The following is a 25,480-nucleotide window of genomic DNA, read 5'->3' on the forward strand; positions in this document are numbered from 1 at the left end:
TTCGGTCGCGAATGTTGCCGTGTTCGTCGGGACGGACGAGGTCCTCGGCGCCGCCGATCGGGACGACCTCCCTCGCGACGCCGGCCGAGACGAACCGCTCTCCCGGATCGTCGGATACGCGTCCCGTCGAACTGCCGGATACGCTTATACGTCCCCGCCCACGTGAGCCGGTATGGCCGGACGCTACTACGAAGGATTCACCGTCGGCGAGACGATCGACCACGCGGCTCGACGGACGATAAGCGAGGCCGACAACCAGCGGTTCTGTGATATGACGATGAATCAACAGCCGCTTCATCTCGACGCCGCGTTCGCCGCGGAGTCCGAGTTCGGCGAGCGGGTCGTCAACGGGCTGTACACGATGTCGCTGGCGGTCGGGCTCACGATCCCCGAAACCACCGACGGAACGATCGTCGCGAACCTTTCGTACGATTCCGTCGAACATCCCGCCCCCGTCTTTCACGGCGACACGCTGCGTGCGCGGTCGACGGTGACGGACAAGCGGGAGACGAGCGACGGCGACCGCGGCGTCGTGACGATGCACGTCGAGGCGTTCGTCGTCGAGCGGGAGGCGGACGTCGACGAGGACGATGCTGCCGAGGGCGACGCCCACGATCCGCTCGTGTGTGCGTTCGATCGAACCGTGCTCTCAAAGAAGCGGCCGGCAAGCGAGTAGCGGTCAGGGAGACGATCGTCCCTCCGCTTCGGCCGAGGCGAACGACGTGAGCCGGCCGACGAACCGACGGACTTCGATCGTTCGAACCGGTTACTGGTCAGGCGTTCCGGTCGTTTCGGACTCCGGCGACCCGGCGGTCCCGGTCGGTTCGGTGGTTTCGGTCGGTTCGGTGGTTTCGGTCGGTTCGGTGGTTTCAGTCGGTTCGGTGGTTTCAGTCGGTTCGGTGGTTTCAGTCGGTTCGGTGGTTTCAGTCGGTTCGGCGGTCTCGGCCGGCGTCGCGTCCGTGTCATCTTCCGACGCGTCCTCGTAGCGCACGGTCGTCCCGCTGGCGACCGGTCGAATGATGTAGCGACGTCCCTGGCCGGTCCGGTTCGGCGCGAAGTCGGCGATGAAGGTCGTCCGCGTCGACGCGCGGACCTCGAACGACTGGTTGAACTTCAGCGGCGCGTTCCCGGGCGTCCGGACGTCGGCCTCCTCGCCGGTCGTCAGGGTTCCGCGCGTGCTCGCGACGTCGAGCTGCAGGAACCGATACTGGCCGACCTCGACCTCGGTTTCGTCGATGAGCTTCGTGCTCCCGTCCTGCAGCTGAACGAGGTCCGCCTCCTGCGGCTCCGCGAACTCGATGTAGCGCCGGCCGCTTCCGTCGGCGTCCGCTCCTTCGTCTTCCTCGTCCTCGCCCTCATCCTCATCCTCGTCCTCCTCGTCGTCAGTCTCGTCCTCGTTGTCCTCATCGGCAGCGTCCTCGTCATCGGGATCCGCGGTCTCGGTCCCCGTTGGCGTCGCCGTGTCGGTCGTGGCCGGCGTCGCCGCGTCGGTCGCGGTTTCCGTTTCGGCCGGACCGTTCCCGTCCGTCTCGGTTTCGGCCGCATCATCAGCCTCTTCCTCCTCGTCCTCCTCGTCCGTCGCGTCGGCGGGCTTGATCCAGATCCCGTCGAGCGTCACGACCAGGGACTCGAAGTCGTCGATGTCATTGGGCTGGTCGGTGACGCTCGTCGAGAGCGTCCCGTAGCGCGTGGCGTCTGCCGAGTCGTCTCCCGACCCATCGCCGGAATCGGAGCCCGCGTCGTCGGTCCCGGATCGGTCGCCGTTCCCGGACCCGTCACCGTTCCCGGACCCGTCGTTGCCCCCGGTACAGCCGGCGAACGCGCCGGCGGTCGCTGCAGCTGTAACCCCCCGAATGTATGTGCGCCTCTGCATGACGTCCGCTACTCGGTCCGTGAACGGGATATGGCTGTTGGACCGGGGTGGACGGAATGAAAATCGGGAGACTGGACGGGAAAGCCGACCGGAACCGTCCGACGGAACCGACCGATGGCACGTTCGAGCGGCGGATTTATCGGCACGGTCGGCGTGTCGCCGGTATGCACGAGGATCCCCTCATCGAGGCGGCTCGAAGCGCGCTCGAGAGCGCCCACGTCCCCTACTCCGAGTACGCGGTCGGTGCGGCACTCAAGACGGCGGACGGAACGGTGTATACGGGCTGTAACATCGAGAACGCGAACTACTCGAACAGCCTCCACGCCGAGGAGGTCGCGATCGCGGAGGCCGTCAAGAACGGCCACGAGACGTTCGCCCGGCTCGCGGTCGCCTCCGGCGCCAGGGACGGCGTCACGCCCTGCGGGATGTGTCGGCAGACGCTGACGGAGTTCTGTGCCGACGACCTCGAGATCGTCTGTGACGAGGGCGGGGAAACGGACGGGGGTGAGGGCGCGGACGAGAGCGAGGGGACGGGTGAGGGCGAGAACCGAACCACGACCTACACGCTCGGGGAGCTGCTTCCGAACACGATCTCGGCGGACACGCTTTCGGCGGCCGAGCGTCGCTAGTCGCCGCCAGTTACCGGGAACCGGGCCCGCTACCGGTTCCGGCTCACGGGGAAGGCGATCCGGTCGGGGTGCTCGTTGAACCGGGCCAGTATCCGCTCGTACAGTTCGTTTTTCACCCGCTGGCCGCGGCGGGGATGCGCCAGGTAACGGAGCCGCAGCTCGACCCAGCTTTCGCGTTGGGCGACGTTCACCGACGGGCCGTCGGCGACCTCCAGCTCGACCGGCGTCTCGGCGAGCGCCTCGCGGTAGGCGTCCACGTGGCGGGCCATCTCCGCGCCCAGGTAGTCGTCGGCCTCCTCGCGCATCACGTCGCGGGCGAACGCGAGGTCGGTCTCGAAGGCCACCTGGAACGCGATCTCGTTCCAGACCGACGGGGACCCGCCCCCGCCGAAGTTGACGACCTCCGAGGAGAGCACGAGGCTGTTCGGAACGGTGATCACGCGTCCTGACGGCTGGTTCGTCGAGACGAGTTCGCCGTTGATCTCCCAGATCGTCGTGACCAGGAAGTCGACGGCGATCACGTCGCCCTTGGCCTCGCCGATCCGAACCCGGTCGCCAACGCCGTAGGGCCGCTTGAGGAGGACGTAGCCCCACGCGATCAGCGACAACAGCGGCTGTTGGAGCGCGAACGTGACGGCGAACCCGACGACGCCGAGCGAGAAGAGCAGGCCCAGCCACTGCTGGGTCAGGGCCGCGAGGGCGGTCACGGTCGCGGCGAGACCGAACGCGAGCCGCAGGACGTTCCGCGCGTCGTGGGCGCGCCGCTTGTTCGCGTGGCGCGTGAGCGCGGCGAGCGCGAGCGCGTAGAGCCCGTACGCGACGAGCAGGATCGCCGCGAGGAGCAATCCCTTGCTCGCGATCGAGACCAGGGGGATCCCCAGGATCGTCGGGAGCGTCGCAAGCGGGCTCGTTGGAGCCGGATCCGCGGCGGAAAGAAGGCCGGCGCCGGCGGCACAGACGATCCCGGCGAGCACGGATCCGATGGCGACGCGTCGATTCACTGTTCAACCGATCCGGCGCATCAAGTAAACGGTTTTCCTCGACCCGGACGACCGCTGCCGGTCCGGGCGATCCCGGCGAACAGGGAGCCGATGGCGTCACTCGGTGACGGCGTCGTAGGCGTCGGCCATCACGTCGAGCGCGTCGCGGATGGTCGCCTCGTCGGTCGCGTACGAGATCCGGGCGTGGCCGGCGCCGCCCTCGCCGAAGGCGTCGCCGGGGACGATGATGAGCCCGCGGTCGACGCATTCGTCAACGAACCCCTCGGGCACCTTCGGCATCGCGTAGAAGGCCCCGCGCGGCGCCGGACACTCGATGCCGATCTCCGCGAGCCCCTCGAGCAGGACGTCGCGCCGGCGTTCGAACGTGGTCGTCATCTCGTCGACGACCGACTGGTCGCCCGTCAGGGCAGCCTCCGCGGCGAACTGCGAGGGCGCCGACGCGCACGCCTGGACGTACTGGTGGACGCGCAGCATGCGGTCGATCCGCTCGCTCGTCGCGGTGACCCACCCGAGCCGCCAGCCCGTCATCGAGTAGAGCTTCGAGACCGAGTGGACCACGACCAGGTTGCCGCCCGCGTCGAACTCCATCGGCGAGTGGTGCTCGCCGTCGAAGACCGTGTACTCGTAGACCTCGTCGGAGATGCAGAGGACGTCGTGTTCGCGCGCGATGCGGGCGAACGCCGCGACGTCCTCGCGGGGAGCGACGGCGCCGGTCGGGTTCGCCGGCGAGTTGATGATGAAGGCGGCGGTGTCCTCGGTGATCGCCGCCTCGACGGCGGCCGGATCGAGCGTGAGGTCGTCCCGCAGTTCGACCGGGACCGGGTCCGCGCCCGCGAGCTTCGCGAGCGCCGCGTAGGAGACGAAGCCGGGGTCGGGAACGATCACCTCGTCGCCGGCCCCGACGTGAGCCTCCAGCGCGAGGTGCAGCCCCTCGCTGCCGCCGGCGGTCGCGATCACGTCGTCGACGTCGACCGGGACGCCCTGGTCGCGCTCGTGTTTGGCGACGATCGCCTCCCGCAGGGACTCCAGGCCCCGGTTTTGGGTATAGCTGTCCGCACGACCGGCCCGGATCGCCTCGACGGCGGCCTCGCGCGCGTGATCCGGGGTCGGAAAGTCGGGTTGGCCGATCCCCATATCGATCGCGTCGTCGCCGGCCGCCTCGAAGACGTCGCGGATGCCGCTGGGCGGGATCCGTTCGATCCGGTCGGAGAACGTCGGTGATGCCATACCTAACGCAGCGATCCGGCCGCGAATAATTCTTGCCACATCCCGTGAGGTAGTTTCCACATCCCGTGAGGCAGTTTCCACATCCCGCGAGTCACTTTCCACATCCCGCGAGGCACGTGCGCCGAGCGACGATGCGTGTCGCTCGGTGGGCACGCCGGCGACCCTATGCGGTACCGGTCACACGCCCCGGAAAGTGATCCACGAATGTGGGTATGGAAAGACATTAGAACGGTCGATATAACCATACAACTGAATGAGCCTGTCCGACGCGGACGCCGAGCTCGTGCGCGAGGAGCTCGGACGCGATCCCACCCCGGCCGAGGCCGCGCTGTTCGAGAACCTCTGGAGCGAGCACTGCGCGTACCGCTCCTCGCGACCGCTGCTGGGCGCCTTCGAGAGCGAGGGCGACGCGGTCGTGATCGGCCCGGGCGACGACGCGGCGGTGCTCGCGCTGCCGACGCCCGCGGCCGCGGAGACCCCCGCCGGCGAGCGCGACGACGATGACTACGGCGACGTCTACGTCACCTTCGGCGTCGAGAGTCACAACCACCCCTCCTACGTCGACCCCTTCGACGGGGCGGCGACCGGCGTCGGCGGGATCGTTCGCGACACGATGAGCATGGGCGCGTACCCGATCGCCCTGCTCGACTCGCTGTACTTCGGGTCCTTCGACCGGGACCACGCGAAATACCTCTTCGAGGGCGTCGTCGAGGGGATCTCCCACTACGGGAACTGCATCGGCGTCCCCACGGTCGGGGGCAGCGTCGCCTTCCACGAGGGGTACGAGGGCAACCCGCTCGTCAACGTCGCCTGCGTCGGCCTGACGAACGAGGAGCGACTCGTGACTGCCACGGCCCGGGAGCCGGGGAACGCGCTCGTGCTCGTCGGCAACGCCACCGGACGCGACGGCCTCGGCGGCGCCTCCTTCGCCTCCGAGGACCTCGCGGAGGACGCCGAAACCGAGGACCGGCCGGCCGTACAGGTCGGCGACCCCTACGCGGAGAAGCTGCTGATCGAGTGCAACGAGGCGCTCCTCGACGAGGACCTCGTCGTCTCCGCCCGCGACCTCGGCGCGGCCGGGCTCGGCGGCGCCTCCTCGGAACTGGTCGCGAAGGGCGGACTCGGTGCCGAGATCGAGCTCGACCGCGTCCACCAGCGCGAGCCGAACATGTCGCCGCTTGAGATCCTCCTCGCGGAGTCCCAGGAGCGGATGTGCTACGAGGTCGCGCCGGAGGACGTCGACCGCGTCCGGGAGCTGGCCGACCGTTTCGACCTCGGCTGCTCGGTCATCGGCGAGGTGACCGAGGGAACCTACACCTGCACCTTCGAGGGCGAGACCGTCGTCGACGTCGACGCCGAATACCTCGCCGACGGCGCGCCGATGAACGACCTGGACGCGGCCCCGCCCGAGACCCCGGCCCGCGATCTCCCCGAGGCCGACCTCGAGACAGCCTTCGAGGCGGTCGTCGGCGCACCCTCCACCGCGAGCAAGCGCTGGGTCTATCGCCAGTACGACCACGAGGTCGGCACGCGCACGGCACTCACGCCCGGCGACGACGCCGCGATCATGGCGATCGACGAGGCGGCCGCCGTCGACGCCCCGGACGACGACACCGCGACCGGTGCTACGGACGACGCGACCGGTGCCACGGACGACGCGACCGGTGCCACGGACGACGCGACCGGTGCTACGGACGACACGACCGGTGCCACGGACGACGCGATCGGGGTGGGACTCGCGCTCTCGGCCGGCGCGAACCCGAACTGGACCGAGGCCGCGCCCTACGACGGCGCCCGGGCGGTCGCGCTCGAGAACGCGACGAACCTGGCGGCGAAGGGAGCGGTCCCGCTCGCCGCGGTCGACTGTCTCAACGGCGGCAACCCCGAGAAGCCCGACGTCTACGGCGGCTTCACCGCGATCGTCGACGGGCTCGCCGAGATGTGTGCCGACCTCGAGACGCCGGTCGTGGGCGGCAACGTGTCGCTGTACAACGACAGCGTCGAGGGGCCGATCCCGCCGACGCCGACGCTCGCGCTCCTCGGCACGAAGCGCGGATACGACGCGCCGCCGGCCGCGCTCGATGCGGCCGTGGCGGACGAGTCCGAGCTCCTCCTCGTGGGATCCGGCGGCGACGCGCTCGGCGGATCCGAGTACCTGGCTCGGACCGACGGCACGGACCGGTTCCCGGCACTTCCGGACTCGGATCCCGCGGACCTGATCGATACGCTCGCGCGAGTCGCTCGCCACGAGTCGACGGTCGCCGCCCACGACGTGAGCGACGGCGGACTGGCGGTCGCGCTCGCCGAACTCGTCACGGACGCGGCCGGCGCCGACGTCGAGCTCCCCGACCGCATCGCCGCCTTCGAGGAGACGCCCGGCCGGCTGGTCGTCCAGACGACAGATCCCGAAGCCGTCGCCGAGCTGGCCGGCGACGTTCCGACATATTCGCTCGGGGCGGTGACCGCGGACGGCCGGCTCCGACTGACCGTCGGCGACGAGCGCGTCGCGACCACCGCGGCCGAGATCCGCGAGCGGCGCGACGTGCTCGAACGCGAGATTGCCTGAGTCGGCCGTCAGACCGACCGCTATCGGGCCGATCGGCCGATCGACCCCGGTGGCGAGCTTCTCGAGCGCGGCATCGCTGACGGCGTGTGACAACACGACACCAGCGAAACGGTTTTAGGGGTTCCTAAAGTATGTGGCAGCAACGAACACCGTTCGCGGCGTTTGCCGCTCTCCGATCATGTCACACCAACGCAGCTCCGCTCGCGACACGGCCGACTCGACCGACGCCGGCGTTGACGGCGCCTCGGGATCGACCGCGAGGCCGACGTCCGGGTCGGGATCAACGTCCGAATCCGGATCCACGATCGAACCCGGCACCGCGGCCGACGCCGGTTCGCGAACGGCGTCGGGGACCGGTTCGATCACCGATCCGACCGCCGATACGGTCGGCGACGCCGGATCCGACGGGGTCGTCACGGCGAGCGAGACCGTGCTCGCGCTGGACGACGTTCACAAGCGGTTCGGCTCCGAGTCGGCGGTCTCGGGCGTCGACCTGGCGGTTCGGGACGGCGAGCTGTTGACCCTGCTCGGCCCGTCCGGCTGCGGGAAGACGACGACGCTCCGGATGATCGCCGGCCTGGAGACGCCCAGCGAGGGTCGGATCGCGATCGGCGACGAGTGCGTGGCGGAGCCGGACCGCTGTACGGCACCCGAGGAGCGCGACGTCGGGATCGTCTTCCAGAACTTCGCCCTGTTTCCGCATTTGACCGTCCGGGAGAACATCGCGTTCGGTCTCTCGGACCGGTCGGCAGCCGAGACCGATGCGCGCGTCGACGAGCTGCTCGAGCTGGTGAACATGCCCGACCACGGCGAGAAGACGCCGGACCAGCTCTCGGGCGGCCAGAAACAGCGCGTCGCGCTGGCCCGGTCGCTGGCCCCGGAGCCGGACGTCCTCCTGTTGGACGAGCCGTTCTCGAACCTCGACGTCCGGCTCCGCGTGGAGATGCGCGAGGAGGTTCGCCGGATCTTAAAGGCGGCCGGCGTCACCGCCGTCTCGGTGACCCACGACCAGGAGGAGGCGCTGTCCATCTCCGACCGGATCGCCGTGATGAACGACGGGCGCCTCGAGCAGATCGGCAAACCGGAGTCGGTGTTCGAACAGCCCGAATCGAAGTTCGTCGCCTCCTTCCTCGGCCGTGCGGCGTTCCTCAAGGGCCACCTCCGCGAGGGCTCGGTCGAGACCGGGATCGGCCGGTTCAACGCCGCGACCCTCGAGGGGTACGACACGGTCTACGACAGCGCGCCGGTCGACGTCCTCGTCCGGCCGGACGACCTTCGCGCGTCGCCCGCCGAGGACGGCGTCGCCGACGGCACCGTCGTCTCCCGTCAGTACGTCGGTCCCTCGTTCATCTACCGCGTCGAGCTGGACTCCGGGGAGTCGGTCCACTGCCTCCACAACCACTCCGAGGAGTTCGAGCTCGACGAGCAGGTGTCGGTCGACCTCGTCGCCGACCACCCGCTGGCCTGGTACCCGCGGTAGTCGATCCCCCTCGTCAATCTCCTCGGCTTCGACGAACACACGGACAGCTTCAAAGCTGTGCACGCCGCGACCGACGCCGCTCACGCCGGATCTATAACAGAAGCGCCGGGACGAGGTACGCGATCGCGAGGCCGATCAGGAGGACGATGCCGCCGGTGAGAACCTGGCCGCCGGTGAACTCCTGCATCGGTGACGTTACGCGTGCGTCCGGGTCGGGCTCCGCGGAGTGGTCTGCCATACCCGACGATCGGAACGGACCCACAAAAACGGATCCGATCCGAACGCCATTTGGGCGGCACCGCCGTACCCGACCGCGTGCGAAACGTCACGAACCGGCGCCGGAACCCCTTCGGAATGCGTCCCGACTGTGCCGAGTACGTGCCCGGCTACGGCGACGCGAACGCGGACTTCCACGTGATCGGCGACCATCCCGGGATTCACGGCGGGCGGGAGTCGGGCGTTCCGTTCACCGGCGAACCCTGGTCCGAACGGTTCCGCGGCGCGCTCGCGGCCGGGGGAATCCTCGGGAAGGGTGCGGCACGGGCGGCCTGGAATCCCGACGCCGCTCCGTGGTCCGACATCGACGGCACGTTCCTCTCGTATCTTCATCCGTGCGTTCCGGATGCGGACGCCGAGGGCGAGGTCCCGTCCGACGCCGCCTACGCCGAACTGGAGCCGGTCTTCGACGCCGAGCTGCGGGCGATCGCCGCACACGTTCTGTTACCGGTGGGCGAGCGGGCGACGCGGCACGTCATCGAGTCCTACACCGCGAGGACGTGGGCCGAGATCGAGGCGGCCGGAGGACTCGAGACGGTCCACGGCACCGAGCTGCTCGGGTCCGGCTGGTTGGTCGTCCCGATCCGTGACCCACGAGAGTGGGAGTCGGACCACGCGGAGCGCCTCGCGGCCGGGCTGCGGGAGCTCCGCCGGACCGACTACCGGCGCGAGAGCGACCTCGGGCGGTTCATCGCGGGCGAGGAGCCCTATTTCGTGCGGTGATCGAGACGAGAGTCACGTCGTCGGACCGAGCACGTCGTCCGATCGATGTCGGAATCTCAGACGTCCGCCGCGAGCAACAGCCCGAGATAGGACGTCCGGATCTGGTCGTCCGGGTCCAGCCCGAGTTCGCGTAGCAGCTCGCGTGCGCGGTCGCGGGCGGCCTCGATCCCGTCGACGGTCTCGACGTCGCGTTCGATCTCGACGAACTCGCCGACGTCGTCGACCCGGTCCAGCGTGAGGGTGTACCCGTCGATCCGGTAGAACTCGCGGCGTTTCTCGACGGTCGCGGCCGGCGTGTACCCGAGCCCGTCGAGGATCGCCGCCATTTCCTCGCCGTCCGCGACGACCGTCTCGTGCTCCTCGCGCGTCTTCGAGGCCTCCTCGAGGAGGGGCCCTTTATACGTCACCTTCGTCCGCGACGTCGGAACGTCGTCGATCTCGGTCCCGTTCCCGTCCCCGTTCTCGATGTCGGTCCCGTCTCCATACTCGTCGGTCCCGTCCCCGTTCTCAGCGTCGGTCCCGTCTCCATCCTCTCCCCCGACGTCGGCGATCGGGTGTTCGACGCGGACGCGGAGCGCCTCGTCGGTGGCGGCGAAATCGCGGTCGGGCGCGTCGTAGTAGGTGTCGACCTGCCGGATCGCCTCGAGCCGGTCGGCGTCGGTCGACGCCAGCCGGTCACGGACGGCGGCGACGTCGGCGGCGACCTTCAGCTCGACCTCGTACATACGCTTCCCGACGACCCCGCCGATGAAAAGGTCGCCGTTCGCGGTCGTCGCTCCGCCGGGTCCGACGCCGCGGACCGCATCCCGATCACCGAAGCATTCGGAGTCTCGGCGCCCGTGCGGGCTGAATTCCCGTGTTACCGCCGTGCAGGGTCGTGGGGAAGAACCGTGCTCCTTAAGGGTGCAACGGGGGATCGTTGGGGTATGAGTGACCAAGAGCAGGCCGACGCGGCCGCGGACGCCAGCGAGGCCGACAGCGAGGAGACCGAGGACGCAGCGACCGGCCTGCAGGACGGCGATTTCGTCCGTATCGCCTACACGATCCGAACCGCCGACGACGGCCAGGTCATCGACACGACCGACGAGGACGTCGCCGAGGAGGCCGAGATCGACACCGAGGAGTACGACTTCGAGCCGCGCATCATCGCGATCGGCGCGGGCCACGTCTTCGCCAGCGTCGAGGACGCGCTCATCGGCGCCGAGGCCGGCGACGAGGGAACCGTCGACGTGCCCGCCGACGAGGCGTTCGGCGAGTACGACCCCGAGGAGGTCGAGACGGTGAAGGCCGACAAGATCGGCGAGGACGAGCGATACCCCGGCGCCCAGATCCAGATCGACGGTCGCCAGGGCCGCCTCGAGACGATCATCAGCGGCCGCGCGCGGGTCGACTTCAACCACCCGCTGGCCGGCGAGGACCTGGAGTACGAGTACGAGATCCTCGAGGTCATCGAGGATCGCGCCGAAAAGGCCACCGGAATGCTCGGGATGTACCTCCAGGAGGAGCCCGAGGTCCGGATCGAGACGGTCACCGAGACCGAGGAGGTTCCGGCCGAGGGCGACGACGAGGAGCCCGAAACCGAGGAGGTCGAGAAGGACGTCCTCTACATCGAGGCCTCCCCCGGAATGCAGATGAACCAGCAGTGGATGTTCCAGAAACAGCAGGTCGCCCAGGACCTGATGGACCGTCTGGACCTCGACCGCGTCGTCATCGAGGAGGTCATCGAGGGCGGCGGAATGGGCGGTCTCGGCGGTATGATGGGCGGTATGGGCGGCGGCGCCGGCGACATCGAGGACGCCCTCGAGGACGTCGACGTCGACGCCGACGAGCTGGCCGACGAGCTCGAGGACCTCGACGAGGAGTAATCGGCCCCCGGCCAGCCGGCCACGCGTTGCGTTCGCCGGTTGCTGGCCGCGTTCGCCGACCGATCGTGCGTTCGTCGACGGGGAATGGATCCACGCGTCGAACCGACATCTTTTGAGTGGTCGCGCGCACAGCCACGCGTATGAACCTCGAGGACGCCCGCGAGGACGTGATCGTGGCGGCCGCCGCCGCGGTCTCGACCGTCGCGGTCGCGGTGATCGGCCGGGTGGTTCCGGCCGCCGATCCCGGGACGGTCCCCTCGCTCGCACCGATCGGGGTGTACCTGCTGTACCTGTTCACGCGGAAGGGCGGCCCCTACACCGCCCTCGACACCGTTCGCAACTGGAGCCTGCTCGCGGTCGTGAGCGCGCTCGTGGCGCTTGGATACGGGATCCTCGGATGACGTTTGGACTATGGGCGCGGGAACGATGCCGATGATGCCGATGACGCTTGGCGGCCTCCTTCCCGCGACGCCGGCCGCCGACGTCGCGGTGATCGCGGTCGCGACCGCGGTCGTCTGGGTCGCCAGCGGCTGGCTCGAGGAGGCGGCGGAGGCGCTCTCGGCTCACTACGGCCTGCCGGCCGTCGTCCAGGGGTCGATCGTGGTGGCGGTCGGCTCGAGCTTTCCGGAGTTCGCGAGCGTCGTGGTGACCGCCTTCGCCGGCGTCTTCGAGATGGGCGTCGGAGCGATCGTCGGGTCGGCCATCTTCAACGTGCTCGTGATCCCGGCGCTGTCGTCGCTCGCGACCGACGCGGACCTGGATACGAACCGGGCGATCGTCTACAAGGAGGCGCAGTTCTACATGATCGCCATCTCCACGCTCGTCGTGACCTTTGCGCTTGCAGTGATCTACGTGCCCGTTCCGGACGCCCCGTCGCTCATCGGCGAGATCACCCGGCCGCTGGCGGCGATCCCGCTCGGCCTCTACGCCCTGTACCTGTTCATTCAGTGGCAGGACGTCGGCGACCACGATGCCGGGGACCGGCCGACCGGGATCGCGGTCGGTCGCGAGTGGGTACGCCTTGCCGGCGGCCTTCTGGGGATCCTGATCGCCGTCGAGGCGCTCGTCGGCGGCGTCGAGTCGCTCTCGACGACCTTCGGCATCCCGGAGTTTCTCGCCGGCGTGACGATCGTCGCGGCTGCGACGAGCCTTCCGGACGCGCTCGTGAGCATCCGATCCGCGACGGACGAAAAGGGGATCACCAGCCTCGGAAACGTCCTCGGGTCCAACACGTTCGACCTCCTCGTCGCGATTCCGGTCGGCGTCCTGCTCATCGGTAACGTCCCCGTCAACTTCGCCGTCGCCGCCCCGCTGTTCGGCGTGTTGACGCTCGCGACGGTGGTCTTGTTCGCGTTCCTCCGGACCGGGCTCACGCTGACGGCGGTCGAGTCCTACGCGCTGCTTGCGGCCTACACGCTGTTCATCGCGTGGATGGCGGCCGAAACGATCGGCGTCACCGGGTACATTCACGGCGTTTGAGGACCGACGGGCACCGAGGCCGGCTCCGGCTCGCCGGACCGGCCGGACGCCCTAGGCGATGTCGCGGCTCGTGTCGATGGTGACCGACTCCGCGAGCTTGAGCTTCACCGGCTCCTCGAGGGCGGCCCCGCCGCGGAACTTCGGCACGGCGAGGCGGTTGATGACCTCGTTGGCGGTGACCTCGGTGTGGAGGTCGAAGACGACGTCCGCGACGTGCTCGGTGAGATCGCGGTTCGCCGGGACGTCCCGTCCCTTCATCGCGTGAAGCACCGCGACGCTGCCCGTGTTGGTCATATGGGTCTGGAGGGTGTTGAGGAACCGTCGGTAACGGGCGGTCTCGTGGCGTTCGAGGGGGTCGACGGCGTCGACGATGAGGTTCGCCTCCTCCGGGAGCGTCGCGATCAGGTCGTTGGCGTGATCGAGATCGAGGGCGGTGTCCCCGCCGATGTCCCGGATCGTCGGGTCGCCGACGCGCGTCGTGGACCGGTCGAGCCCGTCCCGGACGGCCTCCTCCGACCGGATGGTCGTGAGGTACAGGGTGCCGCGGGCGGCCGTGAGCTCGTAGAGGAACAGCTCGACCTGGCTCGCCGGCGACGCGGTCAGCGCGACGATGCTGCCGCTCGGAATGCCGCCGCCGAGTTGGCGATCGAGGACCGAGATCCCGGTCGGAAGCCGCGCCATAGGCGTCCCCACGTGGTCCAGGGTTAATTCTCTATCGGGGATACGACCAGTTCGCCGGGTCGACGTCAGCCGTGCGTCGGTCGGACGTCGTTCGATCCGGTTCCGGCGTCCGCCGGCCGCGCTTCGGGGTCGACGTTGCTCGGTCGCGCTCCGGGGTCGACGTTTCTCGGTCGCGCTCCGGGGTCGACATCGTCCCGCTCGCGGATCCCGCAGCCGTTCCATCGCCCCCGAGCGACCGCCGGAGCGCCGCGGCGACGTCCCGGTAGGCGGACCGCACGCGGGAGTCGGACACGACCGGCGGACGCACGGCCGGGACGGTTCCGAGAGCGGGGGCCGACAGGAACGCGGAGACGCCCTCGGGAACGGTTTCGGCCCGCGTCACGACGACGCCGACCGGCTTGGCGTCGAGCTCCCGCGCCATCGCCGCGGTCTTGGCCGTGTCGCGGAGCGCCGGCGGGGAGAGCGTCGTCACGAGCAGGGTTCGGTCCGCCACCGACAGCGGCGCGGCCGCGTCGGGGCCGGCTCCGGACGGGCAGTCGACCAGCGTCGCCGCGACCGACTCGCCGTCCGGCTCACGGAACCGGCCGAGGTGACAACGTCGGTCCGCGTCGGCGGGCTCGGTCGGCGGCGGGACGACTCGAACGTCGCCGTCGGTCCGATGGCCAACCGTCGCAGTGAGGTTCGACGCCTCTCGAGGCGGGCGTGACGTTTCCCGTGATGGTTGTGGCGTTCGTCGAGGCGGGTGTGACGCTTGTCGGGACGGTCGTGGCGGCTCCCGTGGCGTTCCGGCGAGCCCGTGGAGGTTGGGGAGGTCCCAGTCGCCCTCGACCGCGCGGACCGTCCCGGGAAGCGCCCGCGCGAGCCCGAGGGTGGTCGTCGTCTTCCCACACCCGCCCTTCCCGCCGGCGACCGCGATCATACGGCGGACTGGCTCGGCATCGGATAAGAACGTGGGGTCGAAACGGGGCACGGATCCCCGCAGGATCGCGGAGTCAACGTGGGATCGCGGAGTCAACGTAGGATCGCGGAGTCAACGTAGGATCGCGGAGTCAACGTAGGATCGCGGAATCGATGCAGGATCGCGGAGTCGATGCGGGAGCGTCGGGGCCTCGCGAGCTAGTCGTGACAGCAGCCGCCGGCCTCGCCGCCGAAGTCGACCGAGAGCGGCTCCGAGATCGCTTGGTTGACGGCTTCGAGCCGGTCGGTCAACTCCTCCTGTGCGTCGAGGTACTCGGCCATCTTCGGCATCGAGTGGAGTTCCTCCTGGACGCGCTGGACCTCGTTGAGGCCGGTTTGGGTCGCCTGGCCGGTCTGTTGGGCCGCCATAAACTCCTGTCGGAGTCCCTCGAACTCGTCGATCTTCTCCTGGACCGCGTCGTCGTTCTCGACCGCCGTTCGGGCCTCCTCGAACCGTTCGTACTCGGGGAGCTGGGTGATCCGGTCGCCGAGCTGTCGGCCGAGGTCCTCGACGGTGATCGCTTCGGCACTCATATTCCGGCGTTGGTGGCGCGACGGTTTCAACCTGCCGGATGCGGGGATCCGGTCTCGAACGCGGGGTTCGGGACCCGGACCGTCTCACCGATGTGCGTCGACGAACGCGACCACGTCGGCCAGTTCGTCGGGGCCGACGCCGTGGCCGACCGGGTACGTCTCGTAGGTGACGTCGGCGCCGAGCTCCTCGAACCGCTCGGCGGCCCCCTGCACGCGCTCGGCCGGGATGACGCGGTCGCCCGTACCCCCGCCGATGAAGACCGGTTTGTCCACGATCCCCTCCGGAGCCAGGTCGGTGTGGGAGTCGGGAAGGTAGCCGTGCAGCCCGACGACCCACGCGAACGTCTCTGGCGACTCGAGTACCAGGCTCAGACTCGTGATCGCGCCCTGACTGAACCCGAGCAGTCCCAGTCCGTCCGGGTCGAGCTCGTAGGCGTCGACCGCCGCCGCGACGCTCTCGGCGACCAGATCGAGGCTCCGCCGGAAATCCTCCGGATCCGGCTGGCTCTGATGGAGCCCGCCGCCGGAGAGGTCGAGCTCGTACCACGTGTACCCGCCCTGAAGCGGGTCGGGAGCGCGGAGGCTGACGACGTGGACGTCGTTCCCGAGCTCGTTCGCGATCGGCAGGAGGTCACGTTCGTCGGCGCCGCGTCCGTGGAGGACGAAGACGGCCGGCTTTCCGGCCGGGTCATCATCGGGCGCGACGTGGACGTGCTCGAGCGGGATCTCGCTCATACTCCCCGTTCGATCGCCGTCGGGATGTGCGTATCGGCTCAAGGCGTCTCCTCGCGGACCGCCGCCGGTTCCGTGTGGATAGACCGCACGGGCTGGCGGCCCGAACGGGCGATTTAACCGTCGTGGACGGTATCGTTCGTGTATGAGCGGCGGGTCAACGGAGGGCGATCTCACGCGGACGGGGATGGCTCTCAAACACGACCGGGAGTGGGACTACGAGCTGGAGCGCGTGATCGACGCGATCGAGGAGCGGGACGCCTCGACCGTCGGATTGCAGTTCCCCGAGGGACTCAAGCGACGCGGCCCGAAGGTCGCGGACGACCTTCGCGAGCGCGCGCCGGAGGACGTCACGTTCATGCTCTCCGGGCAACCCTGCTACGGCGCCTGCGATCTCGACACCTACCTGATGCGGCGAACGGACGTCTTCGTCCACTTCGGACACACGCCGATGAAGGAGTCCGACAAGATCATCTACGTGCCCCTCTTCTCGAACGTCGACCCGTTCCCGATCATGGAGGAGTCGCTCGACGAGCTCGCCGACCCCGAGGCGGACCCGGACGTCGGGCTCGTCACGACCGCCCAGCACATGAACCGGTTCGACGAGATGACCGAGTGGCTCGAGGAGCGCGGCTACGAGGTCCACACGCGCCGCGGCGACGACCGGCTCACCAAGGAGGGGCAGGTGCTCGGCTGCAACTACGCCTCGGCCGACATCGACGCCGACCAGGTGCTGTACGTCGGCGGCGGGAAGTTCCATCCCGTCGGGCTGGCGATGGAACACCCGGACAAGACCGTCGTCATCGCCGACCCGGTCAACAACGTCGTGACGATCGCCGACCACGAGAAGTTCCTCAAACAGCGGTACGGCGCGGTCCACCGGGCGATGGACGCGGAGACGTGGGGCGTCATCTTCTGTACGAAGATCGGACAGGGCCGCTGGGAGCAGGCCGAGGAGATCCTCGAGAACAACGACGACGCCTACCTCATCACGATGGACGAGGTCACCCCGGACCGGCTCCGGAACTTCGACATGGACGCGTTCGTCAACACGGGCTGTCCCCGGATCACGACCGACGACGGCCCGCAGTTCCACAAGCCGATGCTGACTCCCGGCGAGTACGAGGCCGCCGTCGGTCAGCGTCCGCTCGATGAGATCGAGTTCGACACGTTCCACGGCACCTGGTGACCGCTGCACCGAGGGACGCTTTTCACCCGGAACGGATCGCTCCGCCACATCGACCAGCAGCGCCGATTCTCAGCTCCGATCGTCAGCTCTAGTGGTCAACTCCGATCGTCACCGGCCGCCGCCTCGACGGCCGCGACCGCTTCACTTGGCGTGGCGACCGGCTCGAAGCGTTCGAACGCCTCGATCCCGTCGAGATCGTGCGTTCCGAGCCCGGCGATCGGCCGATCGTAGACCCCTGCCAGTCCGATCTCCGAGAGCGTTCCGGCGCCGCCCGCCAGCGCGATCACGGCGTCGCCGTTCTGTATCACGAGCGCGTTCCGCGCGTGGCCGAGTCCGGTCGCGATCGGAACCGTGACGAAGCGGTTCGCTGCCGCCCGCCGGTCACCGGGAAGGATCCCGATCGTGTCGGCCGGATCGTCGGCGGTTCGGGCGCCGCGACAGACGGCGGCCATCGTGCCGCCGAGGCCGCCACAGACGACGGTGTGGCCCCGGTCGGCCAGTTCGCTGCCGACCGCCTCCGCGATCCCTGTTTCCGTGTCGCTGATCGAACTCCCGCCGATGACGCTGACGCGCATACTGGCCCCTTTCCGGAGTCCAAGTTAGAGGGATCGATTCGCTGCGTCAGCTCTCGTCGGCGCCGTTCGCGGACCCGTCGTCGCCCGTTTCTTCGTCGGCCGTACCGTCCTCGTCGTCCTCGCTGGCTGCGTTGTCCTCATCGCCCTCCGTCTCGTCGCCCGATTCGGCCTCGGTGATGTGCGCGTCGGTGCTGACCGCCTCGAGGTCGACGCCGACTTCCTCGGCGACCGCGTCGAGGACCGCGCGCTGTTCGGCCATCTCGGTCTCGAGCTGCCGGACCCGGTCGCCGGTCTCGGTGACCGTCTCCTGTGTCTTTTCGACCTCCTCGCGCAGCTCGTTGAGTCGTTGATATGTCTGTTCGGCCTTCTCCGCGATCGCCTGGACCTTCTTGGCCGTGCCGCCGAGTCCCATACGCTTCGATACGACCGGAGGTATGTGTGCGTTTCCGTTCGCGGGCCGACCACCCCTGCAACGACCGCGAAGGCGATCCGCCGTCGTCCACGATCCGAGCGACTCCCGTCTCCCGTTTCGGTCAGGCGCCCTCCTCGATCCGGTCGTATCGGTCCCGGAACCGCGAGCGGCAGGAGCCGCAGCAGAAGTGGTACAGCGTGCCGTCGATGCGCGCGGATTCGCCCTCCTCGGTGACGGAGTTGCCGCACTCCACGCAGTCGATCGCGAGATCGACGTCCGGGCCGACCGTCGAATCCCACGCGTGGGATTCGAGCAGCCGGACCGAGACGTCCCTGGCCGCGTCGGGGTCATCGAGGACGTCCGCGAGCAGGTCGCCGACGACTGCCGGGTCGAGGGTGGCCGTGCAGACGACCTCGCCGTCGGCCGTTTTAAATGCGTGGTCGACGCGCTCGTGCTCGCGGAGGGCACCGTATGCTTCGTCGACCGCCGAAAGCGGCAGGTCGATCCGGACGAGGACGGCGACGCCGCTCGAGAGCGTCCCGGGGTCGACCCGGAGCGTGAACCCCTCGATCACGCCGATTTCCTCGAGCCGGTCGACCCGGTCGGAGACCGCCGGGGCCGAGAGGTCGACCCGGTCGGCGATGTCGCTGAAGGGGCGTCTGGCGTCCTCGCTCAATAAGGCGAGGATCTCGCGGTCGATGTCGTCGAGGGTGCGCATAGAGCGGTTTGGATGGCGAGGTTTAAACCTCGATCGGCTATCGTGTCCGAACCAGAACCGGGGTGAATGAATTCGTATCGAAAGGGAAACCGGCATCAATCATCGGTCCCAAGGTACGGATATGACGGAACTCACCGTATCCGGAATGTCCTGTGGCGGCTGTGAAACGGCGGTCGTCGACGCGCTCTCGGAGGTTCCCGGCGTCGAAGACGCCACCGCTGACCACGAGGCCGGGGTCGTCACGGTCTCCGGCGACGCCGAGACCGAGTCGGTCGTGGCGGCGATCGACGACGCGGGATACGAGGTCGTCGACGTCTGAGGTCGTCGACGTCTGAGGTCGGCGGCCGATTTCCCGACGACCATCGTTACCCTGGACGACCCTCCGCCGCGACGCGGCGTACGGTTTCGGCGGCATCCGCTCCGTAGGCGATGAACCGGACGTCCGAGAGCGTCTCCGGCGAGAAGGCGTCGATCTCCTCGCTGATGATCCGCGCCCCGCGCTCGAGGTCGAACCCGGCGACGCCGCAGCCGAGGGCCGGCATCACGAGCGACCGGTAGCCCTCGCGGTCGGCGCGTTTGAGCGCGTTGTGCGTTGCGAGTCGCACGCTCGCGGGCGTCGCCTTTCCGTCCCCGTAATGGGGCATCGCGGCCGCGTGGATCACGATCTCCGCGTCGAGGTCGTACGCGTCGGTGACCGCGGTCCCGCCGAGGTCGACCGGTCCCTTCGAAACCGCCTCCCCGTTGATTCCGGGGCCGGCGCCACGTCGGAGCGCGCCGGCGACTCCGGATCCCATTCGAAGGCTGGTCCCGGCGGCGTTCACCAGGACGTCGGCGGACCGTTCGGCGATGTCGCCCTGGACGACTGTGAACTCCATACGGGATCGTGGCAGTCCGAGACGCAAAACGACACCGGCGGGTCGGGACTCGCGGCGGATCCGAGGACGGGGTCCCGAACGTGAGGACGGGCCGGCACGCGAGGATCGGTTCCGAACGTGAGGGCGGGGCCCCGACCACGAGGGCCAGTTCCGAACGCGGGAACGAGCCCCGAACGGACGGAAGGGGAAGGTATACGACGGGGGCGTCGCATCGACCGGTATGGACCGTGTCGCGATCATCGGCGCGTCGATGACGCAGTTCGGCGAGCGTGACGGCTGGGTGCTCGATCTCCTCTCGAAGGCGGGCACGGCCTGCCTCGCGGACGCCGGCGTCGACGCGAGCGAGCTCGACCATCTCTACGTATCGAACATGGCGAGCGGCGAGTTCGAGGGCCAGACCGGGATCCCGAACGCGTTGGCCCACGATCTGGCCGCGACGCCCGCCTACACCGCCCGGATCGACCAGACCTCCTCCTCGGGCGGCGCGGGCGTGTACGCCGCCTGGCAGTCGGTCGCCTCCGGCGCCTCGGACCTGACGATGCTCGTCGGCGGCGAGAAGATGACCCACCGGAGCACGGCCGAGGCGACCGACGTGATCGCCTCGCTCACGCATCCGGTCGAGTACAAACACGGCGTCACGCTCCCCTCGTTCGCGGGGCTGACCGCCCGGCTCTACCTCGAGACCTACGACGCACCCCGCGAGTCGCTGGGCAAGGTCGCGGTGAAGAACCACCGCAACGGCGTCGACAACCCCCACGCGCAGTTCCGGAAGGAGGTCGACCTGGAGACCGTCCTCGACTCGCCGATCGTCGCCGACCCGCTGCGCCTGTACGACTTCTGTCCGATCACGGACGGATCGGCCGCGCTCCTCCTCTGCCCCGAATCGGTCGCCGAGGAGTACGTTCCCGCCGACGAGTACGTTACCGTTGCGGGGATCGGCGGCGCGACTGACACCCACGTCGTCCACGAGCGCGCGGACCCGACCACGATGGGCGGCGTCGTCGACTCGAGCGAGATCGCCTACGAGATGGCAGGACTGGGGCCGGACGACGTCGACGTCGCGGAGCTGCACGACATGTTCACGATCCTGGAGTTCCTCCAGTCCGAGGATCTGGGCTTCTTCGAGAAGGGCGAGGGGTGGCGGGCCGTCGAGGAGGGCGTCACCGACCGGGACGGCGAACTGCCGATCAACACCTCCGGCGGGTTGAAATCAAAGGGCCACCCGCTGGGCGCCTCCGGCGTCGCCCAGGTCTACGAGATATTCGCCCAGCTGACCGGGCAAGCCGGATCACGGCAGGTCGAGGCCGACGTGGGGCTCGCCTGCAACGTCGGCGGGTTCGGAAACTGCGTGACGACGACCGTGATGGAGGCGGGACGATGAGCGATCCGAACGCTGCCGGCGACGACGAGCCCGTCTTCGAGGCGGCGGAGTACGCGGACGGCACGGTGACCTACCCGCCGCATCCGGTCGGACCGAACGGCGCGGACCGGGTCGGGACGATCGACCTCCGCGAGTACGACGCGGCGGTGATCACCTGGACGGAGTCGACCGCCACCCCGCCGGGCGTGCGCGCGCCCAACACGCTCGCGATCGTCGAGTTCGACCTCGGCGAGGAGTACGACGGCCCGCCGGTCCGGGCGATCGGTCAGGTGGCCGACAACGCCGACGTGGACGTCGGCGACCCGGTGACGCCGGTCCACGCCGAGGAGCTCCGCGATCCCGACGCCGGGATCCGCGAGCCCGACAGCCAGGACTGGGACGGCTTCCGTTTCGAACCGGTCGAATAGTCGGGCGGGTCACGTAGCCAGGCCGGTCACGCGGTCGGCCCGCCATCCCCATCGCCCCGTTTGTCGTCGTCCTGTTTCCCGTCGTCCTCGCCGTTCTCCCCCTCGCGGTCGTCGTCGTCCCGCGCTTCGTCGTCCTCTCCGTTCGATTCCGGCTCGCCGTCGGTCTCGAGGCTCCGCTTTATCGACTCGAGTTCGGCGTCGACGTCGACCTCGGGTGCGTCCGAGTCACCGTCCCCCGACTCCGATTCCGGGTCGGCGTCGTCGTGCTCGTCGTTCGAATCGTCGTTCCGCGTCGGCTCGGTGACGTCGATCGAGACCGGTTTCGACCCGGCCCTTCCGGATTCGGACGTGACGCCGCCCGCGTCGTCGTCACGGCTGTCGCTCGACCGTCGTCGGCCGGATCGCTCCGGCTCGCCGGTCCGATCACGGTTCTCCGCGTCCGCCAGCAGGCCCTCGATCTCGGCGGTGAGTTCGCGCGCGTCCTCGAGGATCTCCCGGGAGGTCGCCTCCTGCGGGAGGTCCGACTCCGAGAGGGCGCGGCGGAGCTCCGAGAGCGAGCGCGTGAGCCCGGCGGCCGCCCCGTCGCGAACGTCCGCGAGCCGATCGCCTCCGGTCCGGGCTCGGTCGCCGCCGCGACGACCGGACATCGATCGATCGGCGGCCGGGCGCAGCTCGCCGTCAGGGTCGGCCAGACGGAGCGACGCCTGGAGCAACTCGAGCGACCGGATCGTCGTCTCGAGCAGCGCGATCAGCGTCGGGATCGTGTAGCGCTCGGTGAGCCGCAACAGCTCGACCGGATTCGGCGGCCGGAACGGTGGACGCCGGCCCGAGCCCGGGATCGGACTGCTACCGCCGGACCACAGTCCCGACGTCCGACGCTCGGACTCGAGATCCGACCGGAGCTCGGCGAGGACGTCGCTCAGTTCCGCGAGCCGGTCCTCAAGGGGCTCATCGAGGCGGTCGTCGGTTGGGTTGGTCTCGTCGGTTGGGTCGGTCTCGTCGGTCGGGTCCGACTCGTCGGGACGGTCGCGGTCGGAGGGAGTCATTACCCGGGATACGTCGTCCGGCGTCAAAAGGCTACGTGGCACGGAACCCGCTACTCGAATCGCGCGCGGCCGTACTGGACCGGCCACTCGACCTCGGCGCCGAGTTCGTGGGCCGCCTCCAGCGCCCACTGCGGATGGCGGAGATGTTCCCGGCCGAGCGCGACGACGTCGGCGCGTCCGTTCCGGACGAGCGCGTCGGCGTGGGTCGGATCGGTCACCTTGCCGACGGCCGCGACCGGCACGTCGGTCTCCTCGCGGATCGACTCGGCGTACGGGACCTGGTATCCGGGACCGGCGTCGGGAACCTGCTGGTCGGGGTGGATCCCCCCGCTGCTGACGTCGATCAGGTCGGCGCCCGCATCTGCGAGCGCGGGCGCCAGCCGGATCGAGTCCTCGAGGTCCCACGCCTCGCGGTCGGGGAGCCAGTCGGTCGCGGAGATCCGGACGAAGACCGGCTTCCCGTCGGGCCAGACCTCCCGGATCGCGGCGGTCACCTCCCGCGTTAGCCGGGTTCGGTTTCGGAAGCTTCCGCCGTACTCGTCGTCCCGGTCGTTCGCGACCGGCGAGAGGAACTCGTGGAGCAGATAGCCGTGGGCGGCGTGCACCTCCGCGATCTCGAAGCCCGCGTCACGTGCGCGTTCGGCCGCCGCGACGAACGCGTCGATCACGTCCGCGACGTCGTCGTGATTCATCGTGCGCGTTCGCGGCGGCTCGGCGTCGGGGTAGGGATACGGCCCGCTCGGCGCGATCGTCTCCCAGCCGCCCTCGTCGGGGCCGAGCGGATCGTGACCCTCCCACGGTCGCGTGGTGGCGGCCTTTCGCCCGGCGTGTGCGAGCTGGATCCCGGGCGTCGCCCCCTGTGACCGAACGAACGAGGCGATCGGCTCGAGCGCCTCGGCGTGGTCGTCCGACCAGATCCCGAGGTCCTGCGGGGATATCCGCCCCCGTGGCTCGACGGCGGTCGCCTCCGTCATCACGATCCCGGCGCCGCCGACCGCACGGGACCCGAGATGGACGCGGTGCCACTCCGTCGGGAACCCGTCCTCGGCGGAGTACTGGCACATCGGCGACACCATCACGCGGTTCCGGATCTCGGTCTCCCGGAGCGTGACCGGGGAAAACAGCGATGGCATATCGGATCGACGGCCCCGGAACGGTAAGGCGATCCGATCGACGTCGGCGGGGGATCGCGACGTGGAGCCGCCTGCGACGTGCAATCCCTCGCGACGTGCAATCCCTCGCGACGCGCAATCGCGAGGGAGCCGCGCGCGGCGGCGCGCGAAGGGAAACGCCTTAATGGACTACGCGCGCAGTTTCGGTGTATGAGCAACGGCGAGGACGACCCGGACGACGCTCCCGAGGAGGCGTCGGCCGATCAGGACGTGGACGCACCCGACCTCCCCGAGGACGTGACCGAGGAGAGCCTGACCGAGTACCTCGACGAGATCGAGGCGCTGCTCGACGACGCCGAGACGGAGGCCGACCTCGACGACGTCGAGGCGCTGCTCGACGACGCCGCCGACTCGCTCGCGGACGCCGACCTCCCGGAACCGGACGAGGAGGACGAGGACGCGACGGACCCGCGGGAGACGCTCGAGTCCCGGATCGACGACATCCGGTCGGCCCTCGAGGACGCCCGCGGCCCCTACGCCGAGGACGTCGTCGAGTCCATCGAGGAGGCGATCGGGACGATCGAGGACACGAAGTGGACCGCCGACGGGACGGCCGATATCGAGGACGCGATCGAGACGTTCGCCACCGACGTGGCGACCGAGCTCGACGTCGACGTCGAGCCCGAGACGGACGACGTCGACGCGCTCGTGTTGACCCTCGAGTCCATCGCGGAGGCGGTCTCCGACGCCGGCCTCGATCCGGACGCCGACGCCGACACGATCGGCGCGCTCGTCGAGAGCGTCGAGACGCTGTCGGACGACCTGGAGGCCGCCGAGGAGTGGGACGACCTCGAGACGCACGAGCAGCTGCACGCCCAGGGCTTTTACGACGTCCTCGGCCACTACAAGGACTACCCGGTCGAGTGGTCCGCGCTGAAGGTCCACGAGCAGGAGGGCAACGTCGAGATGATCCTCCTCGCGCTCGATTCCTTCCAGTCGGAGTTCATGGAGCGACACTGCCTCGAGGCGCTCCAGCGGATGGGCAAACGCGCCGCGACCGAGGACGCGGTCGACCGGATGCTCGAACGAGCCGGCAAACGTGACAAGCCCGCGATCCGGATCCTCGGGAAGATGGCCGCCGAGGAGGCGACGGAGACCCTCGTCGAGTACGTCGACACCGATTCGGACCCGCAGCTGCAGAAGGTGACGTTCAAGGCGCTCGGGGAGATCGGCGCGACGGAGGCCGTCCAGCCGCTGGCCAACAAGCTCGAGATGGAGAACGATCAGGTGCGGCCCTACGCGGCCCGCGCGCTCGGACTCATCGGCGACACACGCGCGATCGATCCCCTCGCTGAGACGCTCGAGTCCGACGACTCCGACGACGTCCGCGCCGCGGCCGCCTGGGCGCTGCGCCAGATCGGGACCGCGGACGCGCTCGAGGCGGTCGCCGAGTACGCCGACGAGCGTGTCTTCATCGTCCAGACCGAGGCCGAGAAGGCCGAGACGGCGCTCGAGGCGGCCGCGAAGCCCGCGTAGACGGCACCGGCAGTCGCGTTTCCGTTCGTTCGGGTTCGTTGCGACTCGTTCAGTTTCGGTTTCGTCCGTTCGACTTCGGTTTCGTCCGTTCGACGTCAGCTTCGTCCCTTCGGCGTTCCGATCGGGACGCGCCGGATCCGGCGTCCGGCCGGCGATTCCGACGTCTTCGCCACCCGGAGGTTTATAAGCGGAAGCGCGCCAGACGC

General features: G+C 69.3%; 28 protein-coding genes. 13 read left to right on the top strand and 15 right to left on the bottom strand.

All coding sequences use genetic code 11. From position 1 onward, the window contains the following. Positions 1-172: 172 nt before the first annotated feature. Positions 173-676, top strand: coding sequence for a MaoC family dehydratase (locus BLV25_RS05695; protein ID WP_021073712.1), 504 nt, complete (start codon positions 173-175; stop codon positions 674-676). Between the two features lie 90 nt (positions 677-766). Here the strand turns inward: BLV25_RS05695 and BLV25_RS05700 are convergent, their stop codons facing one another. After that, positions 767-1,873, bottom strand: a complete 1,107-nt coding sequence (locus tag BLV25_RS05700; RefSeq protein WP_218128606.1) for a DUF4382 domain-containing protein — start codon at positions 1,871-1,873, stop codon at positions 767-769. Positions 1,874-2,037: 164 nt separating this feature from the next. Between BLV25_RS05700 and cdd the strand changes: the two genes are divergently transcribed. Next, positions 2,038-2,502 (top strand): cytidine deaminase, encoded by a 465-nt coding sequence (gene cdd, locus BLV25_RS05705; protein WP_092731353.1) that lies wholly within the window; start codon positions 2,038-2,040, stop codon positions 2,500-2,502. A 29-nt stretch (positions 2,503-2,531) separates the two neighbouring features. Here the strand turns inward: cdd and BLV25_RS05710 are convergent, their stop codons facing one another. Together BLV25_RS05710 and BLV25_RS05715 are read right to left on the bottom strand one after the other, a co-directional pair. Next, on the bottom strand, positions 2,532-3,503 hold the full coding sequence (locus BLV25_RS05710; protein ID WP_092731355.1) for a mechanosensitive ion channel family protein: 972 nt from the start codon (positions 3,501-3,503) through the stop codon (positions 2,532-2,534). Positions 3,504-3,599: 96 nt separating this feature from the next. Beyond that, positions 3,600-4,730 (bottom strand): pyridoxal phosphate-dependent aminotransferase, encoded by a 1,131-nt coding sequence (locus BLV25_RS05715; RefSeq protein WP_092731357.1) that lies wholly within the window; start codon positions 4,728-4,730, stop codon positions 3,600-3,602. Positions 4,731-4,983: 253 nt separating this feature from the next. Here BLV25_RS05715 and purL point away from each other — a divergent pair, with 253 nt between their 5' ends. Both purL and BLV25_RS05725 read left to right on the top strand, forming a co-directional pair. After that, on the top strand, positions 4,984-7,296 hold the full coding sequence (gene purL, locus BLV25_RS05720; protein ID WP_092731359.1) for a phosphoribosylformylglycinamidine synthase subunit PurL: 2,313 nt from the start codon (positions 4,984-4,986) through the stop codon (positions 7,294-7,296). Positions 7,297-7,474: 178 nt separating this feature from the next. After that, positions 7,475-8,776: an ABC transporter ATP-binding protein gene (locus BLV25_RS05725; protein WP_092731361.1), complete on the top strand. Its 1,302-nt coding sequence runs from the start codon at positions 7,475-7,477 to the stop codon at positions 8,774-8,776. A 91-nt stretch (positions 8,777-8,867) separates the two neighbouring features. Here BLV25_RS05725 and BLV25_RS17295 read toward each other — a convergent pair whose 3' ends face one another. Continuing rightward, positions 8,868-9,014 carry a DUF7550 family protein gene (locus BLV25_RS17295; protein WP_021073719.1) on the bottom strand — a complete coding sequence of 49 codons (147 nt, stop codon included), beginning with the start codon at positions 9,012-9,014 and terminating at the stop codon, positions 8,868-8,870. 77 nt (positions 9,015-9,091) lie between these two features. On the opposite strand from BLV25_RS17295, the gene BLV25_RS05730 reads away from it, so the two are divergent. Then, positions 9,092-9,775 (top strand): uracil-DNA glycosylase family protein, encoded by a 684-nt coding sequence (locus BLV25_RS05730; RefSeq protein ID WP_021073720.1) that lies wholly within the window; start codon positions 9,092-9,094, stop codon positions 9,773-9,775. 56 nt (positions 9,776-9,831) lie between these two features. Here the strand turns inward: BLV25_RS05730 and cyaB are convergent, their stop codons facing one another. Continuing rightward, positions 9,832-10,500: a class IV adenylate cyclase gene (gene cyaB, locus BLV25_RS05735; RefSeq protein ID WP_021073721.1), complete on the bottom strand. Its 669-nt coding sequence runs from the start codon at positions 10,498-10,500 to the stop codon at positions 9,832-9,834. A gap of 201 nt (positions 10,501-10,701) precedes the next feature. Here cyaB and BLV25_RS05740 point away from each other — a divergent pair, with 201 nt between their 5' ends. The 3 genes from BLV25_RS05740 (at position 10,702) to BLV25_RS05750 (ending at position 13,119) form a co-directional block, all read left to right on the top strand. Further along, a complete protein-coding gene (locus BLV25_RS05740; protein ID WP_092731363.1) occupies positions 10,702-11,640 on the top strand; it encodes an FKBP-type peptidyl-prolyl cis-trans isomerase in 939 nt (312 codons plus the stop codon). A 140-nt stretch (positions 11,641-11,780) separates the two neighbouring features. Then, a complete protein-coding gene (locus tag BLV25_RS05745) occupies positions 11,781-12,041 on the top strand; it encodes a hypothetical protein (RefSeq protein WP_021073723.1) in 261 nt (86 codons plus the stop codon). A 40-nt stretch (positions 12,042-12,081) separates the two neighbouring features. Then, positions 12,082-13,119, top strand: a complete 1,038-nt coding sequence (locus BLV25_RS05750; RefSeq protein WP_039401812.1) for a sodium:calcium antiporter — start codon at positions 12,082-12,084, stop codon at positions 13,117-13,119. Between the two features lie 51 nt (positions 13,120-13,170). On the opposite strand, the gene BLV25_RS05755 is transcribed toward BLV25_RS05750, so the two are convergent. The 4 genes from BLV25_RS05755 to BLV25_RS05770 all read right to left on the bottom strand — a co-directional run bounded on the left by BLV25_RS05755 (position 13,171) and on the right by BLV25_RS05770 (position 16,026). Next, positions 13,171-13,800 carry an RAD55 family ATPase gene (locus BLV25_RS05755; protein WP_021073725.1) on the bottom strand — a complete coding sequence of 210 codons (630 nt, stop codon included), beginning with the start codon at positions 13,798-13,800 and terminating at the stop codon, positions 13,171-13,173. 31 nt (positions 13,801-13,831) lie between these two features. Further along, complete coding sequence (locus tag BLV25_RS05760; protein ID WP_092731365.1) at positions 13,832-14,719, bottom strand: MinD/ParA family ATP-binding protein; 888 nt, start codon at positions 14,717-14,719, stop codon at positions 13,832-13,834. A gap of 197 nt (positions 14,720-14,916) precedes the next feature. Continuing rightward, a complete protein-coding gene (locus BLV25_RS05765; RefSeq protein WP_021073727.1) occupies positions 14,917-15,291 on the bottom strand; it encodes a YlbF family regulator in 375 nt (124 codons plus the stop codon). Between the two features lie 84 nt (positions 15,292-15,375). After that, positions 15,376-16,026 carry an alpha/beta hydrolase gene (locus BLV25_RS05770; protein ID WP_021073728.1) on the bottom strand — a complete coding sequence of 217 codons (651 nt, stop codon included), beginning with the start codon at positions 16,024-16,026 and terminating at the stop codon, positions 15,376-15,378. 142 nt (positions 16,027-16,168) lie between these two features. Between BLV25_RS05770 and dph2 the strand changes: the two genes are divergently transcribed. Further along, positions 16,169-17,212, top strand: coding sequence for a diphthamide biosynthesis enzyme Dph2 (gene dph2 / locus BLV25_RS05775; protein WP_021073729.1), 1,044 nt, complete (start codon positions 16,169-16,171; stop codon positions 17,210-17,212). Positions 17,213-17,307: 95 nt separating this feature from the next. On the opposite strand, the gene BLV25_RS05780 is transcribed toward dph2, so the two are convergent. The 3 genes from BLV25_RS05780 to BLV25_RS05790 all read right to left on the bottom strand — a co-directional run bounded on the left by BLV25_RS05780 (position 17,308) and on the right by BLV25_RS05790 (position 18,917). Next, positions 17,308-17,787 (bottom strand): SLOG cluster 4 domain-containing protein, encoded by a 480-nt coding sequence (locus tag BLV25_RS05780; protein WP_092731367.1) that lies wholly within the window; start codon positions 17,785-17,787, stop codon positions 17,308-17,310. A gap of 46 nt (positions 17,788-17,833) precedes the next feature. Next, positions 17,834-18,199: a DUF5798 family protein gene (locus tag BLV25_RS05785; protein ID WP_092731369.1), complete on the bottom strand. Its 366-nt coding sequence runs from the start codon at positions 18,197-18,199 to the stop codon at positions 17,834-17,836. Positions 18,200-18,320: 121 nt separating this feature from the next. After that, on the bottom strand, positions 18,321-18,917 hold the full coding sequence (locus BLV25_RS05790) for an AsnC family transcriptional regulator (RefSeq protein WP_021073732.1): 597 nt from the start codon (positions 18,915-18,917) through the stop codon (positions 18,321-18,323). Between the two features lie 121 nt (positions 18,918-19,038). Here BLV25_RS05790 and BLV25_RS05795 point away from each other — a divergent pair, with 121 nt between their 5' ends. Then, positions 19,039-19,236 carry a heavy-metal-associated domain-containing protein gene (locus tag BLV25_RS05795; RefSeq protein ID WP_039401806.1) on the top strand — a complete coding sequence of 66 codons (198 nt, stop codon included), beginning with the start codon at positions 19,039-19,041 and terminating at the stop codon, positions 19,234-19,236. 46 nt (positions 19,237-19,282) lie between these two features. Here BLV25_RS05795 and BLV25_RS05800 read toward each other — a convergent pair whose 3' ends face one another. Beyond that, a complete protein-coding gene (locus BLV25_RS05800) occupies positions 19,283-19,792 on the bottom strand; it encodes a macro domain-containing protein (protein ID WP_092731371.1) in 510 nt (169 codons plus the stop codon). A gap of 220 nt (positions 19,793-20,012) precedes the next feature. Between BLV25_RS05800 and BLV25_RS05805 the strand changes: the two genes are divergently transcribed. Then, complete coding sequence (locus BLV25_RS05805; RefSeq protein ID WP_092731372.1) at positions 20,013-21,173, top strand: thiolase family protein; 1,161 nt, start codon at positions 20,013-20,015, stop codon at positions 21,171-21,173. Then, positions 21,170-21,580 carry a PhlB family protein gene (locus BLV25_RS05810; protein ID WP_092731374.1) on the top strand — a complete coding sequence of 137 codons (411 nt, stop codon included), beginning with the start codon at positions 21,170-21,172 and terminating at the stop codon, positions 21,578-21,580. The genes BLV25_RS05805 and BLV25_RS05810 overlap by 4 nt, the downstream gene beginning before the upstream one ends. Before the next feature lie 26 nt (positions 21,581-21,606). Here the strand turns inward: BLV25_RS05810 and BLV25_RS05815 are convergent, their stop codons facing one another. Then, positions 21,607-22,626, bottom strand: coding sequence for a DUF7547 family protein (locus BLV25_RS05815; protein WP_256335657.1), 1,020 nt, complete (start codon positions 22,624-22,626; stop codon positions 21,607-21,609). Between the two features lie 50 nt (positions 22,627-22,676). Beyond that, entirely contained in the window at positions 22,677-23,759 is a 1,083-nt protein-coding gene (locus tag BLV25_RS05820) for an NADH:flavin oxidoreductase/NADH oxidase (protein ID WP_092731376.1), read from the bottom strand. 189 nt (positions 23,760-23,948) lie between these two features. Between BLV25_RS05820 and BLV25_RS05825 the strand changes: the two genes are divergently transcribed. Further along, positions 23,949-25,274: a HEAT repeat domain-containing protein gene (locus tag BLV25_RS05825; RefSeq protein ID WP_092731378.1), complete on the top strand. Its 1,326-nt coding sequence runs from the start codon at positions 23,949-23,951 to the stop codon at positions 25,272-25,274. Positions 25,275-25,480 lie beyond the last annotated feature (206 nt).

Origin of the sequence: Halopenitus persicus (assembly GCF_900107205.1) — an archaeon.
GTDB lineage: Archaea > Halobacteriota > Halobacteria > Halobacteriales > Haloferacaceae > Halopenitus > Halopenitus persicus.

Bases quoted from the DNA above. Each gene is read 5' to 3' on its own strand.
- BLV25_RS05810 (WP_092731374.1), top strand. From the start codon at position 21,170: ATGAGCGATCCGAACGCTGCCGGCGACGACGAGCCCGTCTTCGAGGCG.
- BLV25_RS05795 (WP_039401806.1), top strand. From the start codon at position 19,039: ATGACGGAACTCACCGTATCCGGAATGTCCTGTGGCGGCTGTGAAACG.
- BLV25_RS05815 (WP_256335657.1), bottom strand. From the start codon at position 22,626: ATGACTCCCTCCGACCGCGACCGTCCCGACGAGTCGGACCCGACCGAC.
- BLV25_RS05700 (WP_218128606.1), bottom strand. From the start codon at position 1,873: ATGCAGAGGCGCACATACATTCGGGGGGTTACAGCTGCAGCGACCGCC.
- cyaB (WP_021073721.1), bottom strand. From the start codon at position 10,500: ATGTACGAGGTCGAGCTGAAGGTCGCCGCCGACGTCGCCGCCGTCCGT.
- BLV25_RS05805 (WP_092731372.1), top strand. From the start codon at position 20,013: ATGGACCGTGTCGCGATCATCGGCGCGTCGATGACGCAGTTCGGCGAG.
- BLV25_RS05725 (WP_092731361.1), top strand. From the start codon at position 7,475: ATGTCACACCAACGCAGCTCCGCTCGCGACACGGCCGACTCGACCGAC.
- dph2 (WP_021073729.1), top strand. From the start codon at position 16,169: ATGAGCGGCGGGTCAACGGAGGGCGATCTCACGCGGACGGGGATGGCT.
- BLV25_RS05715 (WP_092731357.1), bottom strand. From the start codon at position 4,730: ATGGCATCACCGACGTTCTCCGACCGGATCGAACGGATCCCGCCCAGC.
- BLV25_RS05785 (WP_092731369.1), bottom strand. From the start codon at position 18,199: ATGGGACTCGGCGGCACGGCCAAGAAGGTCCAGGCGATCGCGGAGAAG.
- BLV25_RS17295 (WP_021073719.1), bottom strand. From the start codon at position 9,014: ATGGCAGACCACTCCGCGGAGCCCGACCCGGACGCACGCGTAACGTCA.
- BLV25_RS05740 (WP_092731363.1), top strand. From the start codon at position 10,702: ATGAGTGACCAAGAGCAGGCCGACGCGGCCGCGGACGCCAGCGAGGCC.
- BLV25_RS05770 (WP_021073728.1), bottom strand. From the start codon at position 16,026: ATGAGCGAGATCCCGCTCGAGCACGTCCACGTCGCGCCCGATGATGAC.
- purL (WP_092731359.1), top strand. From the start codon at position 4,984: ATGAGCCTGTCCGACGCGGACGCCGAGCTCGTGCGCGAGGAGCTCGGA.
- BLV25_RS05755 (WP_021073725.1), bottom strand. From the start codon at position 13,800: ATGGCGCGGCTTCCGACCGGGATCTCGGTCCTCGATCGCCAACTCGGC.
- BLV25_RS05750 (WP_039401812.1), top strand. From the start codon at position 12,082: ATGACGCTTGGCGGCCTCCTTCCCGCGACGCCGGCCGCCGACGTCGCG.
- BLV25_RS05800 (WP_092731371.1), bottom strand. From the start codon at position 19,792: ATGGAGTTCACAGTCGTCCAGGGCGACATCGCCGAACGGTCCGCCGAC.
- BLV25_RS05745 (WP_021073723.1), top strand. From the start codon at position 11,781: ATGAACCTCGAGGACGCCCGCGAGGACGTGATCGTGGCGGCCGCCGCC.
- BLV25_RS05765 (WP_021073727.1), bottom strand. From the start codon at position 15,291: ATGAGTGCCGAAGCGATCACCGTCGAGGACCTCGGCCGACAGCTCGGC.
- BLV25_RS05790 (WP_021073732.1), bottom strand. From the start codon at position 18,917: ATGCGCACCCTCGACGACATCGACCGCGAGATCCTCGCCTTATTGAGC.
- cdd (WP_092731353.1), top strand. From the start codon at position 2,038: ATGCACGAGGATCCCCTCATCGAGGCGGCTCGAAGCGCGCTCGAGAGC.
- BLV25_RS05820 (WP_092731376.1), bottom strand. From the start codon at position 23,759: ATGCCATCGCTGTTTTCCCCGGTCACGCTCCGGGAGACCGAGATCCGG.
- BLV25_RS05780 (WP_092731367.1), bottom strand. From the start codon at position 17,787: ATGCGCGTCAGCGTCATCGGCGGGAGTTCGATCAGCGACACGGAAACA.
- BLV25_RS05760 (WP_092731365.1), bottom strand. From the start codon at position 14,719: ATGATCGCGGTCGCCGGCGGGAAGGGCGGGTGTGGGAAGACGACGACC.
- BLV25_RS05695 (WP_021073712.1), top strand. From the start codon at position 173: ATGGCCGGACGCTACTACGAAGGATTCACCGTCGGCGAGACGATCGAC.
- BLV25_RS05825 (WP_092731378.1), top strand. From the start codon at position 23,949: ATGAGCAACGGCGAGGACGACCCGGACGACGCTCCCGAGGAGGCGTCG.